General features: G+C 38.9%; 19 protein-coding genes and 2 riboswitches. Of the genes, 6 read left to right on the top strand and 13 right to left on the bottom strand.

The genetic code is table 11. The annotated features are described in order from the left end of the window. The 6 genes from purS to FLK20_RS11240 all read right to left on the bottom strand — a co-directional run bounded on the left by purS (position 1) and on the right by FLK20_RS11240 (position 5101). Positions 1-246 (bottom strand): phosphoribosylformylglycinamidine synthase subunit PurS, encoded by a 246-nt coding sequence (gene purS, locus FLK20_RS11265; protein ID WP_152656664.1) that lies wholly within the window; start codon positions 244-246, stop codon positions 1-3. Beyond that, entirely contained in the window at positions 243-956 is a 714-nt protein-coding gene (purC, locus tag FLK20_RS11260) for a phosphoribosylaminoimidazolesuccinocarboxamide synthase (RefSeq protein WP_152656663.1), read from the bottom strand. Before purC ends, purS begins: the two co-directional genes overlap by 4 nt. A gap of 12 nt (positions 957-968) precedes the next feature. Next, positions 969-2264 (bottom strand): adenylosuccinate lyase, encoded by a 1296-nt coding sequence (gene purB, locus FLK20_RS11255; RefSeq protein WP_152656662.1) that lies wholly within the window; start codon positions 2262-2264, stop codon positions 969-971. After that, positions 2261-3394, bottom strand: a complete 1134-nt coding sequence (gene purK, locus FLK20_RS11250; protein ID WP_152656661.1) for a 5-(carboxyamino)imidazole ribonucleotide synthase — start codon at positions 3392-3394, stop codon at positions 2261-2263. Before purK ends, purB begins: the two co-directional genes overlap by 4 nt. Further along, positions 3381-3872, bottom strand: a complete 492-nt coding sequence (gene purE / locus FLK20_RS11245; RefSeq protein ID WP_152656660.1) for a 5-(carboxyamino)imidazole ribonucleotide mutase — start codon at positions 3870-3872, stop codon at positions 3381-3383. Before purE ends, purK begins: the two co-directional genes overlap by 14 nt. Positions 3873-4321: 449 nt before the next feature. Beyond that, positions 4322-4422: riboswitch (purine riboswitch) on the bottom strand. A 91-nt stretch (positions 4423-4513) separates the two neighbouring features. Beyond that, positions 4514-5101 (bottom strand): DUF2179 domain-containing protein, encoded by a 588-nt coding sequence (locus tag FLK20_RS11240; RefSeq protein WP_152656659.1) that lies wholly within the window; start codon positions 5099-5101, stop codon positions 4514-4516. Between the two features lie 318 nt (positions 5102-5419). Between FLK20_RS11240 and FLK20_RS11235 the strand changes: the two genes are divergently transcribed. Further along, complete coding sequence (locus FLK20_RS11235) at positions 5420-5950, top strand: DUF4269 domain-containing protein (RefSeq protein ID WP_152656658.1); 531 nt, start codon at positions 5420-5422, stop codon at positions 5948-5950. Positions 5951-6020: 70 nt separating this feature from the next. Here FLK20_RS11235 and FLK20_RS11230 read toward each other — a convergent pair whose 3' ends face one another. After that, positions 6021-6578, bottom strand: a complete 558-nt coding sequence (locus FLK20_RS11230) for an MOSC domain-containing protein (protein ID WP_152656657.1) — start codon at positions 6576-6578, stop codon at positions 6021-6023. Between the two features lie 96 nt (positions 6579-6674). On the opposite strand from FLK20_RS11230, the gene msrA reads away from it, so the two are divergent. The 3 genes from msrA to FLK20_RS11215 all read left to right on the top strand — a co-directional run bounded on the left by msrA (position 6675) and on the right by FLK20_RS11215 (position 8349). Further along, positions 6675-7199 carry a peptide-methionine (S)-S-oxide reductase MsrA gene (msrA, locus tag FLK20_RS11225; RefSeq protein WP_152656656.1) on the top strand — a complete coding sequence of 175 codons (525 nt, stop codon included), beginning with the start codon at positions 6675-6677 and terminating at the stop codon, positions 7197-7199. A 30-nt stretch (positions 7200-7229) separates the two neighbouring features. Then, complete coding sequence (locus FLK20_RS11220) at positions 7230-7673, top strand: SRPBCC domain-containing protein (RefSeq protein WP_152656655.1); 444 nt, start codon at positions 7230-7232, stop codon at positions 7671-7673. A gap of 94 nt (positions 7674-7767) precedes the next feature. Beyond that, positions 7768-8349 carry a GNAT family N-acetyltransferase gene (locus FLK20_RS11215; protein ID WP_152656654.1) on the top strand — a complete coding sequence of 194 codons (582 nt, stop codon included), beginning with the start codon at positions 7768-7770 and terminating at the stop codon, positions 8347-8349. 122 nt (positions 8350-8471) lie between these two features. Here the strand turns inward: FLK20_RS11215 and FLK20_RS11210 are convergent, their stop codons facing one another. From FLK20_RS11210 to FLK20_RS11195, 4 genes are all read right to left on the bottom strand, one after another. After that, complete coding sequence (locus FLK20_RS11210; protein ID WP_152656653.1) at positions 8472-9185, bottom strand: gamma-glutamyl-gamma-aminobutyrate hydrolase family protein; 714 nt, start codon at positions 9183-9185, stop codon at positions 8472-8474. A gap of 419 nt (positions 9186-9604) precedes the next feature. Beyond that, positions 9605-10270 (bottom strand): YehR family lipoprotein, encoded by a 666-nt coding sequence (locus FLK20_RS11205; protein WP_152656652.1) that lies wholly within the window; start codon positions 10268-10270, stop codon positions 9605-9607. A gap of 237 nt (positions 10271-10507) precedes the next feature. After that, positions 10508-11812, bottom strand: coding sequence for an NCS2 family permease (locus FLK20_RS11200; RefSeq protein WP_152656651.1), 1305 nt, complete (start codon positions 11810-11812; stop codon positions 10508-10510). 296 nt (positions 11813-12108) lie between these two features. Next, positions 12109-12209, bottom strand: a riboswitch (purine riboswitch). A 192-nt stretch (positions 12210-12401) separates the two neighbouring features. Then, positions 12402-12980: an LOG family protein gene (locus tag FLK20_RS11195; protein ID WP_152656650.1), complete on the bottom strand. Its 579-nt coding sequence runs from the start codon at positions 12978-12980 to the stop codon at positions 12402-12404. Positions 12981-13261: 281 nt separating this feature from the next. Between FLK20_RS11195 and FLK20_RS11190 the strand changes: the two genes are divergently transcribed. Both FLK20_RS11190 and FLK20_RS11185 read left to right on the top strand, forming a co-directional pair. After that, on the top strand, positions 13262-13492 hold the full coding sequence (locus tag FLK20_RS11190; protein ID WP_152656649.1) for an alpha/beta fold hydrolase: 231 nt from the start codon (positions 13262-13264) through the stop codon (positions 13490-13492). A 98-nt stretch (positions 13493-13590) separates the two neighbouring features. Further along, positions 13591-13884, top strand: coding sequence for an alpha/beta fold hydrolase (locus tag FLK20_RS11185; protein WP_152656648.1), 294 nt, complete (start codon positions 13591-13593; stop codon positions 13882-13884). 68 nt (positions 13885-13952) lie between these two features. Here FLK20_RS11185 and FLK20_RS11180 read toward each other — a convergent pair whose 3' ends face one another. Both FLK20_RS11180 and FLK20_RS11175 read right to left on the bottom strand, forming a co-directional pair. Next, complete coding sequence (locus FLK20_RS11180) at positions 13953-15851, bottom strand: ABC transporter permease (protein ID WP_152656647.1); 1899 nt, start codon at positions 15849-15851, stop codon at positions 13953-13955. Further along, a complete protein-coding gene (locus FLK20_RS11175; RefSeq protein WP_152656646.1) occupies positions 15826-16590 on the bottom strand; it encodes an ABC transporter ATP-binding protein in 765 nt (254 codons plus the stop codon). The genes FLK20_RS11180 and FLK20_RS11175 overlap by 26 nt, the downstream gene beginning before the upstream one ends. Positions 16591-16659 lie beyond the last annotated feature (69 nt).

Raw genomic sequence — 16659 nt, 5'->3', positions numbered from 1 at the left:
TTATCGTGCCCCCTCTAGCTCAATCCGATAATCTTCAATAACCGGATTCGCCAATAACTGCTCACACATTTGTGTCACTCTTTTCTCTAAGTCTGGCCCTTCCTCTACTTGAAGTTCAATATATTTTCCGACACGAACGTCTTCTACTTCCGGATAATCCAAGGAATGAAGCGAAGTTTGAATTGCTTTCCCCTGCGGATCTAAAACACCTTGTTTTAATGTAATGTATACCTGCACCTTCTTCATAGCTGCGCCTCCAAACGATTTAGTATTTCTTCATATACGGTAATCAAATCTCCTGTGTCTTGCCGAAAAACATCTTTATCCAGCTTTTCATTCGTTTCCATATCCCATAATCTGCAAGTGTCCGGTGATACCTCATCGGAAAGCAGAATCTGTCCTTCCCGGTTTCTGCCAAATTCCAATTTAAAATCAACCAGCCGGACACCGATAGCAGCAAATATTTCTGTTAATGCCAGATTCACCTGTCTTGCTTTCTCCTTGATGCTGCTCAGTTCTTCCTCTGTAATATCCGTTAAATAAAGCGCATGCTCATCATTTATCAACGGGTCCCCTAAACGGTCATCCTTGTAAAATAATTCTGCTAATGCTGGTTCAAAAGGAGATTTCTCCTGGATACCCAGACGCTTTGTAATACTACCTGTCGCAATATTCCGAATTACCACTTCTAACGGAATAATATCTGTTTTCTGAACCATTTGCGTAGTAGAATCCAGCCGTTTGATAAAATGAGACTGAATTCCTTTGTCCTCTAATGCCTTGAATAGGAGGGAGGAGATCTCATTATTGAGTCTCCCCTTCCCTGTAAACTGAGCTTTCTTCTCACCGTTAAAAGCTGTTGCATCATTTTTATAAGCGAGAATCAAGTGATTTTCATTCGTGTCCGATTGATAAACCTTCTTTGCTTTTCCTTCATATAAAAGCTCAAGTTCCATATTGGAATCCTCCTATGCTAATCCAATTTTTGTGAAGATCTGATCCACATTCTTTAAATGATAGGTATAGTCAAAGCAATCATCAATTTCTGCCTGCGTTAACTTGCTTGTAATCCGCTCATCCTGCTCTACCAGTTCTTTAAAGGAAGTCGCTGTTTCCCATGCCTCCATTGCTTTTGGCTGCACAATATCATAAGCTGCCTCACGTGCCATTCCTTTATCAATCAAAGATAGAAGCACACGCTGAGAGAAAATAACACCATGTGTACGGTCAATGTTACGCTTCATATTTTCCGGAAATACCGTTAAGTTCTCCACAATATTTCCAAAACGGTGCAGCATGTAATCCAGCGCAATCGTCGCATCCGGTAAAATGACACGCTCTGCGGAGGAATGCGAAATATCACGTTCATGCCACAATGCAACATTTTCATAAGCCGTTACCATGTAACCACGGATAACGCGTGCCATTCCTGTCATATTCTCTGAACCAATCGGATTACGCTTATGCGGCATCGCTGAAGATCCTTTTTGCCCTTTTGCAAAACGCTCCTCTACTTCTCTTGTTTCTGTTTTTTGCAATCCGCGGATCTCTGTTGCGAACTTTTCAATTGATGTCGCAATCAAAGCAAGTGTGGATAAATAGGCGGCATGACGGTCACGCTGTAAGGTTTGTGTGGAAACCGGTGCTGGCGATGTACCCAGCTTTTCGCAAACATACTGCTCTACATATGGATCGATATTGGCATAGGTCCCAACCGCTCCAGAGATTTTGCCAAACTCCACATTTGCCGCAGCAAGCTCAAAACGCTCCAAATTCCGCTTCATTTCCTCATACCACAGAGCCATCTTCAAACCAAATGTAGTCGGCTCTGCATGGACACCGTGCGTGCGCCCCATCATGACTGTATGCTTATGTTCTTTCGCTTTTTCTTCTAAAATACCGACAAAACGGGTCAGACCGTCTCTTAAAATAGTATTTGCCTGCTTTAATAAATAAGAAAGAGCGGTATCCACAACATCTGTAGAAGTCAAACCATAGTGAACCCATTTTCTTTCTTCTCCTAAAGTTTCTGATACAGCACGGGTAAATGCGACAACATCATGACGTGTTTCCTGCTCAATCTCATAAATGCGATGGATATCAAAGGAAGCATTCTCACGCAGTTTCCTAACATCTTCTTCCGGAATAAATCCAAGCTTACTCCATGCTTCACAGGCCAGAATTTCCACCTCCAGCCAAGCTTTAAATTTATTTTCCTCCGTCCAGATATTGCCCATTTCTTCTCTTGTATAACGTTCGATCATTGTTGTATAGCCTCCTCAAAAATATCCAATTGTTTCCGTAAAGCTTCGGCTGTTTCCGCTGTAAATGTCATATGTCCCATTTTACGCTTTTCTTTCGGTTCTTCCTTTCCATAAAGATGAAGAAATCCATAATCATGATTTGTGGTAAACTCGATTGCTTTTGGAAGGGATTCTCCTAAAATATTAATCATTGCGGTTGGCTGATGCAGATGAACAGGAATGAGCGGCAGCCCGCAAATTGCCCGGATATGCTGGGCGAATTGAGAGACATTGCAGCCTTCAATCGTATAATGGCCAGAGTTATGCGGTCTTGGCGCCATTTCATTCATATAAATCGTATCCTCACCGACAAACATCTCTATCGCAAAAGTACCGACAATCTCCATTCTTTCGGCAATTTTCGCCGTCATGGCATACGCCTTCTCTTCAAGTGCAGCGTCAATAGCTGCCGGAATCGTCGTTTTATAGAGGATATGGTCACGATGTTCATTCTCTGCAACCGGGAAAAACGTAATATTCCCCTGCTGCGACCTTGTAAAGACAACCGAGATTTCTTTATCAAAAGGAATCCACCGTTCTATTATACAATAGCCATGCTCTCTGAAAAATGCTAAAGCCGCATTTTTATCTTCTTCCGATTCAAGCTTCAGCTGACCTTTTCCGTCATATCCTCCCCGGCAGGTTTTAATGACTGCGGGCAGCGGAATAATGGATAGTGCTTCTATGCAGGCTTCCTCCGTTTTCACAATCCGAAAAGCAGGAACAGGGAGCTCTAAATCAGCAATAAGCTGCTTCTCCTTTTCCCTGTTCTGTGTAACCTCTAAAGCTAATGCGCCTTGTGGAAGCTTCCCTGCATTCTGAATAAGCTCTGCAGCATCTAAGTCTACATTTTCAAATTCATATGTAATCACATCGGCTTTTTCAATTAATTCTTTTACTGCCTTTATTTCTGCATAATCTGCGATAATCTGCTCATCAGCAACCTGTGCTGTCGGACAATTCGGAGCCGGGTCTAACACAACAATGCGATAGCCCATATATCTTGCCGCAATTGCCATCATTCTGCCAAGCTGACCACCGCCAATAATTCCAATCGTCTGAGGAGGCAAGATTGTTTTAATAGGTTGCAAGCTGATCCCTCATTTCCTGAACAGCATCCTTCATTGCTGTACGGTATTCATCTAACGCCTTTTCTGCCTCTTTATCAAATGTGCTGATAATCTGCGCTGCTAAAATGGCGGCATTCTTTGCACCTGCTTTACCAATCGCAACGGTTGCAGTTGGTACACCACCGGGCATTTGAACAATCGATAAGAGTGAATCGACTCCCTGAAGTGCTTTGCTTTCCACAGGAACTCCGATAACCGGCAGCGTTGTCTGTGAAGCTACCATCCCCGGCAGATGCGCTGCTCCGCCAGCTCCGGCAATAATGACTTTCAGGCCTTTTTCCCGTGCACTCTGCGCATAGGCAAACATATCATCTGGTGTTCGGTGAGCTGAAATAACCTCTTTTTCATAGCTGATATTTAGCGTTTCAAGTTCTTTGCAGGTATGCTGCATTGTTTCCCAGTCTGAGATACTTCCCATAATGACACCGACTTGAGCCATCAAATCCCTCTTTCTGTTTTTAGTTTTTTACGGATTTTAAAAAGTGGTTGTTGTGTTAATGTTTGGTTTTTGATTAAAACATAGATTGTACTGATTCTGCCGCTCCGAAAACACCATACGCTTTCCGTGTTTTTCTTTGGCTGGTTTATCTTTCTGATTTTGTTGTAACCTTTATAATAGAAGTGAAAAACGAAAACAAATTAGTAAATTAAAACAGAAAACACTTTTACATTTATAAGATTGCCTCTTCAATGGCAGCTGACATTCGCGCAGCAAAAGCCCCTTCGTTTAGAAATCAATTCACTAAATTGTTAAAACACAAAAAAGTCTATTCGTCTTCCATAAGGGAAGATGAATAGACTTCGTTTAAAGGATGTTCAAAATATGGTTATTCGGACTTTTGAACATCCTTTATATAAGCATCATTCAACATCTGCTGTTCTTTAGAACAACAGCTCATCCTCCCTCATAGTCCAGTCATTTACGGTGCCGGGTAGAAACTTTTGAGCCATATTCTCAAGTATATATGAGGCATTTTCAATTGTTGGCTTTAGCATACCAAATAAAATAAAAAATTGCAAGATAATGTCGAACAATTTCAGCTTTACATTAAATTAATGTTCGGTTTTTGGTGCTTCCCTTTATGATTGGCTTTCATTTTGTACTTGTTCCTTTGGTTTATTCTCTTTTCGCATTAATTTCCCTTTACGAACCTGCTTTACCCAGAACCCGCCGTGAATCCGCTTTGGTTCATAGGAAATAATAAATGCTTTTGGATCAATTTCCTGAATTGCCTGATATAGATTCAATTCATATTTCCTCGGTGTTAAAATTTGAACGGAAAGTCTGTCGCCATCCATTCCATAGGAGGACCAGCTTGTTACACCATAGCCTTTTTCACGAAGACGCCGAGTGAAGTTTAAATCAGGGTTTGCAGAGACGACATTCACCGTAATGTACCCAAGTGCAAGCTTTTCTTCAATTCTGGAACCAATAATTAAACCTGTCGCAAAACCAATCGCATAAGCGATCAGATTTTGGATCTGATCAAGGTTATCTAATACTAACCCCAAACCGACAACATAAATAACAATTTCAAACATACTCACGAATGCAGCAATATAGGTTCTGCCCTTTAATGTTAGAATCATACGAATCGTCATCAATGATACGTATAATACATTAACGGTAAATATAATTGCCAGCATAATGAGTGCATTCTCTAACATATTGATTCCTCCTTCAACTCTATTAAATTGTAACTTCAGACAGAAGAAAAACGTATCAAAAGAGACACCACACCCCTTTATTGCTTCCCTTTATTCTCTTGAATAAAACACTCGTATCCATATGTGAAATACAGTTACTTTAATTTATCACAAATTTAGTAAAGTGCGCTATAAGAAAATATTGTATAAAGGATTTTTCTATATTCATATGATTTTGCATCAACAGCTAGACCACATTCATACTTTATTAAAAAAGTGATTTCGGTATCCTTTTAATATTGTTATCTCTTCTGTAAACTAGTCAATGAGGTGAAGGCGATGTTAGATAATATGAAGTATCTAAAGTCCGGGAATGAAAAACAGAGAAAAGCGTATAAAGTGATTAATCAGATGAACATCATGGAGGATTTGAAAATATATTCCCCAAGTCTATGTGGAACCGTACCGCTTGGTATAGATACGGCTTCCTCTGATTTAGATATAATTATGGAAGTCCATGACCTCCATTCTTTTGCAGATAAAATAAATTTTCTCTACAGCTCCTATCCTCTATTCATGCTCAAACAGAAGAGAATTAGAAACAAATCCATTGTAAAAGCAAATTTCATCTATCAGGATTTTGAATTTGAATTATTTGGACAAGCTCAACCGGTATCACAGCAGTATGCTTATCTGCACATGATTATTGAAAAATTTCTGCTGGACGAGAATCCATTATGGAAGAATAAAATTATTGCCCTCAAAGAACAGGGCTTTAACACAGAGCAGGCATTTTGCCATATGCTTGGATTAACCGGAGATCCTTATGAAGCATTGATTGATTATGGAATATCAAGAAAACTAATTTAAGGGTTAATCACTTCCTCTTATCATCGCTATTTCTGGTGATAGAGCTCCAGCCTGCTGCCATGCAGTCTTCCTAAAATCCTCTTAATCTCTTTCGCAATGTTTTCCTCCAGATAATCCCCAAATCTGTGCAATGAAACAGCTGATCCGCACTCCATAAATTTTCACGATCTAAGTACATCACTTCATTACACGCTGCAATAGACCATTTGGGATTTGGGCGTTCTATCAGCTGTAAATCTTTTGCAGGCTGAATCTTTCCTTCCTCTAGCACCCGAAAGTACCAGCCCGTTTTTAATCCATTTTCCATTTCTCTTTGCGACACCCGCCCAGGCTGAGATACTTGAATGACTGCTTTTCCCAGCCGGTAAATATCTCCAACAAAAACAGAGTGCTCTTCCATTTCCAGGACAGAGAAGTTTTCCTTTTTTTCACCTGCTCGTTCTGTAAATAATTTCTTTGTGTCTGGTTCATTATAATGCTTAACAGGAAAAGCAAAAATACTTTTGTCAAAGATAGCTTTCTTTTTTTCCGGATTCTCTTTGGCAAATCCTAATCTGGATAAATACATACTATTTTTAATTTCATTCTGTTTATTATTAAAAATCCTATGTACAAATGGTTCTTCCATGATGTCACCTTATTTCTAAAAATACTTAAATTATGTTATATTAATTTCATTCTACAAATTATCGTGACTTTTGAAAAGCCTCAAGGAGGGGTTAACATGACAATACAAAAAGCAACATTTGCCGGCGGCTGCTTCTGGTGTATGGTGAAGCCTTTTGACCAATGGGATGGCGTACACCAGGTTATATCCGGTTATACAGGCGGACACATAGAAAATCCGGCTTATGAACAAGTGAAACAGGGGAAAACGGGACATTATGAAGCGGTAGAGATTACTTATGATGATTCCATTATTGATTATCAGATGATTCTTGACCTGTACTGGCCGCAGATTGATCCGACTGATCCGGATGGACAGTTTCAGGATCGGGGCGAGCAGTATAGAACGGCAATCTTTTATCATAATGAAGAACAGAAAGAGCTTGCTGAGCAATCCAGGCAGGCACTGGCGGACAGCGGACGGTTTGCTAAACCGATTGTAACAGAAATTAAAGCAGCAGCTGTCTTTTATCCCGCTGAAGATTATCATCAGGATTTTTATAAAAAAAGCAAAGCAGCATATGAAGAAGACCGCGCTAAGTCAGGCAGGGATGAATTTATTGCTGAAAACTGGAGTTCATAGTTCTCAAAAACATCATGTGGAGGGATTACAGTGAAAAAACAACTGATTGTTACAGAAGAAATAATAATAAACGCATCTCCAGAAAAAGTTTGGGAAGTATTAACACTGCCTAAATATGTAGCGCAGTGGGATGAATTACCTGAAAACTACCCGGAAGAGCCAATGAAGGTAGACAGCAAGGTAGTCTGGGATTTACCAAACGGAGAGCAGTCTATTACTACCATTATAAAAGCGGAAAAAGAAAAAGAGCTGATTATTGATTTACATGGAACAGGCTGGAAAATCAAACCAGAGCAAGGGGAAGTTGCCTACCGTTATTCATTAGAAGATATGGGAAACAGCACAAAATTATTTATTGAAATTGGCGACTTTTCTCTTTTAGAGCAAGGAAAAGATTATTACGAAGCATCGATAGATTTTGCGAAAGAATCTTCCAAAGTGATTCAATCTTTGGCAGAAAATGAAACAGAATGAAATCTTTATAGAGACCTGATCATTGTATTTTGGAAGGTCTCTCTTTTTTTATTACGACACCTAAATTCACTGAAGTTTGGAAAGTGGGAAAGATATGAAGATCAGAGCATATACACCAGCTGATGAAAAAAGTTGGCTTCAATGCCGTGTACTCGCTTTTTTAGAAACAGCTTACTTTGATAATGTTCTTCAGGAAAAAGAGACCTATGAGAATCCCTCTATTGAACTTGTCGCAGAAGCAGATGGAAACATTGCCGGGTTGATTGATATTGAATATGAAGTGGAAGAAAGAACAGTCTGCTCCCGTGGCAGCGATTTAGGAGGAATGATCTGGCATATTGCAGTTCATCCCGATTATTCCCGGCAAGGAATTGGCCAAGCATTGTTGAATGAGGCTGAAAAAATTGCGAAGGTGCGAAATTTGAACCGTTTTGAAGCGTGGACACGGGACGATAAATGGGTCCAGAATTGGTATGTAAAAATGGGCTTTACGATGGTTGATTCTTATTATCATATTTATTTTGAGGAAGATGAGATCAAAAGTCATTTTCAAACTACAACAGAGCAGCTTTTTCCTGCCACTGCTTTTGCACATTATACTGGAGAAAATCCTGAACAGTTTGCCCACACTCAAAGAAAGCACCAATGTGTCTGCTATATCAAGGAACTAGATTAATCCCTGCAAAACACAGACTGCAGGGGTTAATGATATTATCAATCCTCTAAGACAGCATCTAAATCATTAAGAATTTTTAGCGGTTGCGAAGTAGCAGTCTCCTTTAAAACAATAACAGCAATCTATTTTTCTTTACACGCCTGAATAAATCTTCGGTAAATAGCCAATGATGGGTCATCCGGATGATTAATTAACCCTTCCGGATGCCACTGCACACCTAAAACAAAGCGATGTTTTTTACTTTCAAAGGCTTCTATAACGCCATCACCTGCCACAGCAGAAATCATAAAATCTTTCCCCAGAGAACGATTAGCCTGATGATGATAGCTGTTCACCCTGATTTCTGTTGCCTGCACTAACTTTTCTAATAAGGAAGCAGGAGATACAGAGATAGCATGCGAACGATGATGAAAGGCTGCTTTTTGAGTATGCTGAATTAATGGCTTCGGATATTGTGAAACTAAATCCTGATACATGGTTCCTCCGGTAACGACATTTAAAATTTGGCACCCACGGCAAACCCCCAGTACCGGCTTATCTTTGTCTAAAAAATGCGGGATAATTTCCTTCTCCAGCCGATCTCTTTCAGGAATGATTGTGCCGAGATGAGGATTTGGCTCTTCTTGAAATAAGGAGGGGTCGATGTCATAGCCACCAGGCAAATAGAGACCATCCATTTTATCAAGTAATGCAGCTATTTCCTGATAATCACTATAATACGGTAGAATGACCGGAATGCCCCCTGCTTGTTCAATAGCCCTTATATTTCGCACGTTCATCTTATATTCCATGCCATCTACTTCCATTGATGCTGTTACTCCAACAATAGGCTTCATTTTATTTCCTCCTTATTATTTTATCGCAGTGTAACTGGCTATAAGATCCTACTTCAGAAATAGAGAAAATCCGAACATTCTTTAGAAAAATTTGTTGTCACCAGGCCTTTTGTGACGAGCCCACGAAAACTTTTGCCATAGACATAAAGCGGTGGGGCTAGTAATCAATGGTTTTCGGTGCGACTTTTCTCTATCAGAACTTCTGGGGTTGCGATTACTCACTGAAAAGCGTTGCATTTATATTTTATTCCTTAAATTCTTTATACTTTCTTAAAGGGTTACAAAATTAAAATAGCCGGACACGGTTCTGGTGTCCGGCTATTTTAATTTTGACTTGTCTAATCAATGGTACACAATCCATAATGGAAAAATTGTGTTTTTTCGTAATAATTTCTATGCAATTATTCTCTTTTTAATAATTATTCTTCAACGATCTCATAACCTTGCGCTTGAAGCATTTGAACAGATTGCTGCAGACTTACACCACGACTTAAGTCTCCCTCAAAATCAGCTCCTGTCAATTGACTTACTTCATTTGCGTCGGCTTCATTATAATTTACCGTTAAAGTTTCAACGATTTTGTCATCCAGATATTCCAAATTATGAGTTACCCCTTCTACATCTTCATATTCTGAAGTATACTCTCCCATTATCTCTTCTGCTTCTTCCTGTGTAGACGCCCCTATTGTAGAATACGGTATCTCATTGTCTGCGGTCTGTTCATAAACCATGTCACCATCTGCTTTATAAGTTAGTTTTACAATAACACCAGCTTCTTCTAACTGAAGTGTTACCGTATTCTCTCCAGTTGGATCAAAGTCAAAAGCTTGAGACTCTGCAGCTGCATCATTTTCAGTATCTGCTTCCCCTTCTGCATCTGCATTTGACTCTTCTTCAGCGTCATTCTCTTCTGTTGCAGTATCCTCCTCAGCATCCGCACTTTCGTCTTCTGCAGCATCTTCTGTTGTATCTTCTGCAGTTTCATTACCATTCGTATCTTCATCATCGTTTGAATCATTTGATCCACAAGCAACTAATGCGATACAAATGAGTAATGCCATACATAGCATTAGCCATTTTTTCATCTCTGCTCTTCCTCTCTCATTTGAGTTAGTAATATCATTTTTAATACTATTTAATAATGATATGTAATTCTAAATTAGTTTACAATAGGTCAAAAGCTATAAGTTTATTCCCATTCATATAAATTTTTAGAATTACGTCATCATTCATTTCTCCTGTTATGGCATATTCAAAAAATACGATAACAGGGAGAATGCCATCAAAAATGCACTCTCCCTGTCTATTCAAGCTTTTATTATTTAAGTTAAAAAGATAAAATACAGTGCAAAGACAACGAACAACACATACATAATCGGATGAACTTCCTTGGCACGTCCTTTTACAAGCATGGTAATCGGGTAGAAAATAAACCCAATCGCAATACCTGATGCAATACTGGCGGTTACCGGCATCATTAACACCGTAAAGAAAGCTGGTACAGCAATCTCAAATTTGTCCCAAGGAATATCCTTCAAGCTGCTTGCCATTAAAACACCGACAATAATCAATGCTGGTGCAGTCACTTCATTCGTTACCACACTTAGCAAAGGCGAGAAAAATAATGCTAACAGGAAGAACAAGCCTGTTACTACTGCTGTTAATCCGGAACGTCCGCCTACACTTACTCCGGATGTAGACTCCACAAAAGAAGTTGTTGTAGATGTACCGACAGCAGCCCCTACCACACTGGCAGATGCATCTGCAAACAGCGCTTTACCCGCTCTTGGTAATTTATTATCTTTCATCAATCCTGCTTTGGTCGCAACAGCAACCAATGTCCCAGCCGTATCAAAGAAATTTACAAATAAAAAGGTCAAAATAACAACTAGCATTTGCATTGTAAAAATCTGATCAAAATGGATAAAAGCTTGTCCAAATGTTGGTGCCAAGCTTGGTGCACTGCTGACAATTCCACTGATACCAGATGGTACTGGAATTAATCCAAAAATCATACCGGCAATCGAGCTGATAATCATCCCATAAAAAATACCTGCTTTTACACCAACCGTAATTAAAATAACAGAGACCACAATCCCAAAGATAGCTAATAACACCGTTGGCGATGATAAATCACCAAGTGCAATAATTGTTGCCGGGTCTTCCTGAACAATTTGTGCATTTTTCAAGCCGATAAATGCAATAAATAACCCGATCCCTGCTCCAACCGCATGTTTCAAGCTTGGCGGGATGGCATTAATAATAATTTCACGAATTCCTGTCATCGTTAAACCAATAAAGATAATTCCAGAAGCTAAAACACCTGCAAGTGCAGTTTCCCAGGGAATACCAAAGCCAATTACTACGGTATATGTAAAAAATGCATTCAATCCCATACCAGGTGCAAGTGCTACTGGATATTTAGCAAGGACTCCCATAATAATTGAACCAAAAGCAGCCGCAATAGCTGTTGCAGCAAATACCGCTTCCTGATCCATACCCGATTCTCCTAAAATACTCGGGTTAACAAATAAAATATAAGCCATAGCCAGAAAAGTTGTTAAACCAGCTATAAACTCTGTCCGAAAATTCGTACCTAGTTTTTCAAACTCAAAAAATTTACTCATGAACTCTTTTCCTCCATTTTCACCAAGATTTTTGGATATTCTCTCAGATAGAAAAGTTCCACAAATTTTATCGCAGTGTAACCGGCTATAAGACTCCCGCTTCAAGAATGGAAAAAGGTTAAATATTATAAGTGAGACATGAAAAGTCCCCCATTGAAGGAAGCTTCACTTTATGCGGTCCGCCTTACCGCACTTTCATATCGTTCTTACACTGCAAAAAAACTCTCAAATCATTTGAGAGTTTCTATAGGAACAGCGGACATTCATTTTCTACTTTCCAGATATCATCTGAACATGTAAGAGTCATTCCGCTGCGTAGTCAGACTATTTACGGCAGTCTGGTAGAAACTCTGGGCCATATCCCCGAAATTATACGCATTTCTATTAAATTTCCATTATTATATTACTAACATACGCAACATTTGTCAATGAAACACGAACAAAAAACATTATTGTCATATTTAACATTCGTTGATTGGATTTTGAATATAAAACCCCAGAAATATCCTTTTAATAATTAAGTTAACACTTATTTGTTTGGAATAAGTGCTCCTTCTTATTTATTTCCCTTCTACTGTTCACTACAATCCTAGCTTGAAACATTTTCCGTATATTGTCGTACCCCAGGCGGTGTATAATTAGAAATAAACGCTTCAATCTCTTCCAGAGAATCTGAAAATAAGATTCTTTCTCTATCCTGCTTTGATAAAAACCCGTTCTCTACCATGTCATCATAAAATCTGGCAAGACTATCATAGTACCCATTCTGGTTAAAGAGAATACAAGGATTATTATTTTGTCCGACTCTCGCCCAGGATACTACTTCTGTGATTTCCTCTAAAGTTCCTGGTCCTCCGGGAAGTGCTATGTAGCAATCACCTAATGCAATCATTTTATTTTTCCTTACAGTCATCGAGTCAACAATTTCTAAAGTGGTTAAATGTGGATGACTCAACTCCCTTTCCACTAAGAATTCAGGGATAACCCCGATAACTTCCCCCTGATTTGCTAATACTTCATCCGCAACAACGCCCATTAAACCAGCTTTTCCGCCACCATAAACTAATGTATTCCTTTTTTCAGCAATCCATTTCCCAACTCTTTTGGCTGCTTCCTGATAGGCCGGGTCTATACCAAGACTTGCGCCGCAATAAATAGCGATATGCATGCAAATACCTCCCATTCAAATTTCTCTATTATATGAACTTATTTTACAATATATTCCCATAATGATTCCATACATTTAAACATCATTTGCCCTGTCCCTCGTATTTTCCGATATAATAGAAATAAATTATTCATTAGGACGATGAGATAACAATGACCTATATATTTGTCCACGGGCTTGGCCAAAATAGCTCCAGCTGGCGAAAAACAATAGCGTACTTACAAATAGATTCACAACAAATAGCTACCCCTGACCTATTTCCATTACTTTAAGAAGACAAAATGGATTATCGTCATCTATACCAGCATTTTTTCGATTATTGCGAAGGTCTGGATGGCCCAATTCATCTATGCGGCCTTTCTTTAGGCGCTGTTCTCTCTTTAAATTATGCACTCGATCGTCCAGAGAAAGTACATTCACTTATTTTATTGAACGCCCAATATAAAATGCCGCGGTTTCTTCTTGCTGTACAAAATGTTATGTTTCGATTATTGCCAAATTCGGTATTTTAAAGAAAACTTGGCAAGCCAAGCCTGAAAGGCATAGGATTGCCTTAGTTGCGCTTATACTTTTTTCCTTAGATTCTTTATACTTTCTTAAAGTGCAAGAAATGGGATTACCTAAAAAGGACGTGATTCAATTAACCACGTCGATGAAGGAATTAGACTTCAGTCAGCAATTAACAGAGATATCCTGTCAAGCTCTTATTCTATGCGGGGAAAAAGATAAGCCAAATCGAAAAGCAGCTGCCCAGCTAAACAGCCGGATAGCCGGGGCAAGGTTAAAAATCATTCAGAAGGCTGAACACGAAGCAAACACAGATAATCCTCAAGAGTTTGCCGGAATAATAAATAATTTTTGGAATGATGCCGTATTATTCCCGTCTAAAAATGAGAATCTGTAAAAAAAGCTTCATACAACAGAAATCAATGCGTTTCTTGCTGTTTGAAGCCTTTTTTATTAAATATGCCATTACTGCAATGCTTGTTTCACCTGCCGGATATAATAAAAACGGACAATAAAGAAATATACAATTTGAATGGCTAAGAACAATCCAAGTACCATTGCTGATTCCTTCACCAGACTGTAGAAAAACATATTGGAAAGTGCTGTTAACGCGACTGCTCCATGAATCAGCGCAACAAAAATCGGTGCAAAGAAAAGAAGTGCTGTTTGCCTGTTTAATACTTTCTTCAATTCTTTTTCAGTTAACCCCATTTTCGTTATCGCCTGGAATTTTTTCTTATCTTCATCCAAATCGGAGTAGAGTCGGAAATAAAGAAAGCTTCCGGATGATACAAAAAAGACGATGCCGATAAATAAGCCGACAAACAGAATTGGCCCGTAGGCTTTATTTACTACATACTCTTCATACTGACCTATCCTGATCCCTTCCGTAGACAGCCTATCATTCAATTTCTCTGCTATTCCCAGGGGAATCTCACTATCTTCTGTTTCCTGCCATGCATAGTAATTTTCCTCTATGGCAGGTTCCGGAAAATTCTCAAAATCCTGATCAGAAACAACATAATATTTCGTTGTAGAAGGCAATACGTTGGACGATACCAGCTGTACAGGTTCTAAAACCGTGCCTCCATCTAATTCAAGCACAGCATCTTTTAATATCTCCGCTTCCTGCTGACCCGAATTATCTCCACCGATATTAAGAAAGATCATTTCAGGCTCCATTAAAGCCGGAGCGCCATCTTCTACTTGAATGATTTCATTATCACTTAAACCTGCGATTCGATTATAATCGGATTCTTTGGTAATTAAAACCAGTGTTTCGTCAGGTAATTCATAGTAATGGAGCGTTACCCGCTCCTTGTCCATATCAATATTTGCCCCTTGCAGTGTTTCAGCAATATATGAAACATTTGCTTGCTCATTTCCAGTATCATAATCCTGATAAGAAATCGTAGTTTGGTTCACCTGCTTTATTCCTGCAGTAATGTATGACTGAAACCCATACAACGTTCCAATCGCACTAAAAGCTACCGTAGAAATAATCGCTACTAAGAAAAAAGATCTTGCATTATCCTTCATTCTAAAAGATAGATCAGAGAAGAGAATCATATTTGTTTTATACCAGAAAACATTCTCTTTCTTCTTCAAACGCCGGATGATAGATACACTTAATTGTGTAAACAGGAGATACGTGCCAATAATCACGACAATAACAACCGGAATCATTGCAAAAATCACCTGTAATCCTTCCACTATCAAAGCAACCGCATATCCTGTTCCAAGCAATAGAACTGCCAGGATGGTTAAAAATAGATTTGCTTTCGGCTCTCCTTTTGACTTTTTATCTCCTTTGATTAAATCAATCAATTTCCGACTCCGCAAAATATACGATACAAATAAAGAAATCAAGAAAAATAATACGATAAAACAGCCAAATGTCAGTAAAATAGGCTGTGTTGGAAAATAAAAAGGCAATTCATTCTCAATAATGAGCACATTTTCAGCAATTAATAGAATCACCTTGGAAAAAATTAATCCTAATCCAATACCGCCAATAGTAGCTAACAAGCCGATAAACATATTCTCCAAAAATACCATCGAGCGAATCTGCTTCATGCTCATACCTTGAATCATCAATAAGCCAAATTCCTTTTTCCGCGATTGCAAGAAGGAACTCATTGAATAAAGTACAAAGAAAAAGGAAAATACATAGATAATCCCTGCTGCAACATTCATTCCAAAGCTGACATAAGAATCCATATTATCTCCAGTCAGCTGCGGATGAGAAGCAAAAATAGAAAAGGTAAAAAACACCATCACTGTAAAAAGACTTGTCAAAAAATACGCAGCATACAGCCGTTTATTCCGGATGACATTATTAAATGCGAACTGACGAAAAGTCATTGGAATCCCCTCCCATTAATGAGAGTGTGTCGATGATCTTTTGAAAAAAAGCCTGCCGGTTATTTCCACGGTGGATTTCCGAGTAAAACTTGCCATCACGGATAAATACAACACGATTGCAATAGCTCGCTGCCTGCGGATCATGTGTTACCAAAAGCATTGTTGTTTTTTCCTTTTCATTAATTGCCTCCAGCATTTCCATTACGTCTTTAGATGATTTTGAATCCAGATTTCCTGTTGGCTCATCAGCAAGCAAAAGCTTCGGCGTATGGATCATCGCCCGGGCAACAGCTGCTCTCTGTGCCTGACCGCCGGAAATTTCATATGTTCTTTTATTCATTATTTCAGTTATTCCCAGCTTCTCAGCAATTTCCTTTGCTTTTTTCTTCATTTCACTTACCTTACTGCCGTCAAGCGTTAATGGCAGCACCATATTTTCTTCCACCGTCAGCGTATGAAGCAGATTAAAATCCTGAAATACAAATCCTAATTCCCGTCTGCGGAATTGAGCCAGCTTTTCTTTTTTCAGACGATTCGGGTCCTTCCCATTAATTAAGATTTCACCTGTTGTCGGCTCGTCGATTGTAGCAATCATGTTTAATAAAGTTGTCTTACCGCTTCCTGAAGGTCCCATGATTCCAACAAATTCACTATCCTCTACCGTCAAATTAATATCTGACAATGCACGATAGGAGACCTTTCCTTCATATACTTTACTGACCTGTCTTACTTTCAGCATAAAAATACTTCCTTCCTTATCATTTGATTTAACCTTAGTATATCGCTGCTCTTAAGGAAGAAACTATCG

Source organism: Oceanobacillus sp. CFH 90083 (assembly GCF_009389585.1).
GTDB lineage: Bacteria > Bacillota > Bacilli > Bacillales > Amphibacillaceae > Oceanobacillus.
Note: the sequence above shows the minus strand (reverse complement) of the source record. Positions and strands in the feature narration are given on the sequence as shown.

Coding starts and splice junctions, on each gene's coding strand:
- FLK20_RS11195 (WP_152656650.1), bottom strand. CDS start 12,980: ATGCATATCGCTATTTATTGCGGCGCAAGTCTTGGTATAGACCCGGCC.
- FLK20_RS11240 (WP_152656659.1), bottom strand. CDS start 5,101: ATGTTAGAGAATGCACTCATTATGCTGGCAATTATATTTACCGTTAAT.
- FLK20_RS11210 (WP_152656653.1), bottom strand. CDS start 9,185: ATGAAGCCTATTGTTGGAGTAACAGCATCAATGGAAGTAGATGGCATG.
- purB (WP_152656662.1), bottom strand. CDS start 2,264: ATGATCGAACGTTATACAAGAGAAGAAATGGGCAATATCTGGACGGAG.
- purC (WP_152656663.1), bottom strand. CDS start 956: ATGGAACTTGAGCTTTTATATGAAGGAAAAGCAAAGAAGGTTTATCAA.
- FLK20_RS11205 (WP_152656652.1), bottom strand. CDS start 10,270: ATGAAAAAATGGCTAATGCTATGTATGGCATTACTCATTTGTATCGCA.
- FLK20_RS11175 (WP_152656646.1), bottom strand. CDS start 16,590: ATGCTGAAAGTAAGACAGGTCAGTAAAGTATATGAAGGAAAGGTCTCC.
- FLK20_RS11185 (WP_152656648.1), top strand. CDS start 13,591: ATGGGATTACCTAAAAAGGACGTGATTCAATTAACCACGTCGATGAAG.
- msrA (WP_152656656.1), top strand. CDS start 6,675: ATGACAATACAAAAAGCAACATTTGCCGGCGGCTGCTTCTGGTGTATG.
- purE (WP_152656660.1), bottom strand. CDS start 3,872: ATGGCTCAAGTCGGTGTCATTATGGGAAGTATCTCAGACTGGGAAACA.
- purS (WP_152656664.1), bottom strand. CDS start 246: ATGAAGAAGGTGCAGGTATACATTACATTAAAACAAGGTGTTTTAGAT.
- FLK20_RS11180 (WP_152656647.1), bottom strand. CDS start 15,851: ATGACTTTTCGTCAGTTCGCATTTAATAATGTCATCCGGAATAAACGG.
- FLK20_RS11215 (WP_152656654.1), top strand. CDS start 7,768: ATGAAGATCAGAGCATATACACCAGCTGATGAAAAAAGTTGGCTTCAA.
- FLK20_RS11190 (WP_152656649.1), top strand. CDS start 13,262: ATGGATTATCGTCATCTATACCAGCATTTTTTCGATTATTGCGAAGGT.
- FLK20_RS11235 (WP_152656658.1), top strand. CDS start 5,420: ATGTTAGATAATATGAAGTATCTAAAGTCCGGGAATGAAAAACAGAGA.
- FLK20_RS11200 (WP_152656651.1), bottom strand. CDS start 11,812: ATGAGTAAATTTTTTGAGTTTGAAAAACTAGGTACGAATTTTCGGACA.
- FLK20_RS11230 (WP_152656657.1), bottom strand. CDS start 6,578: ATGGAAGAACCATTTGTACATAGGATTTTTAATAATAAACAGAATGAA.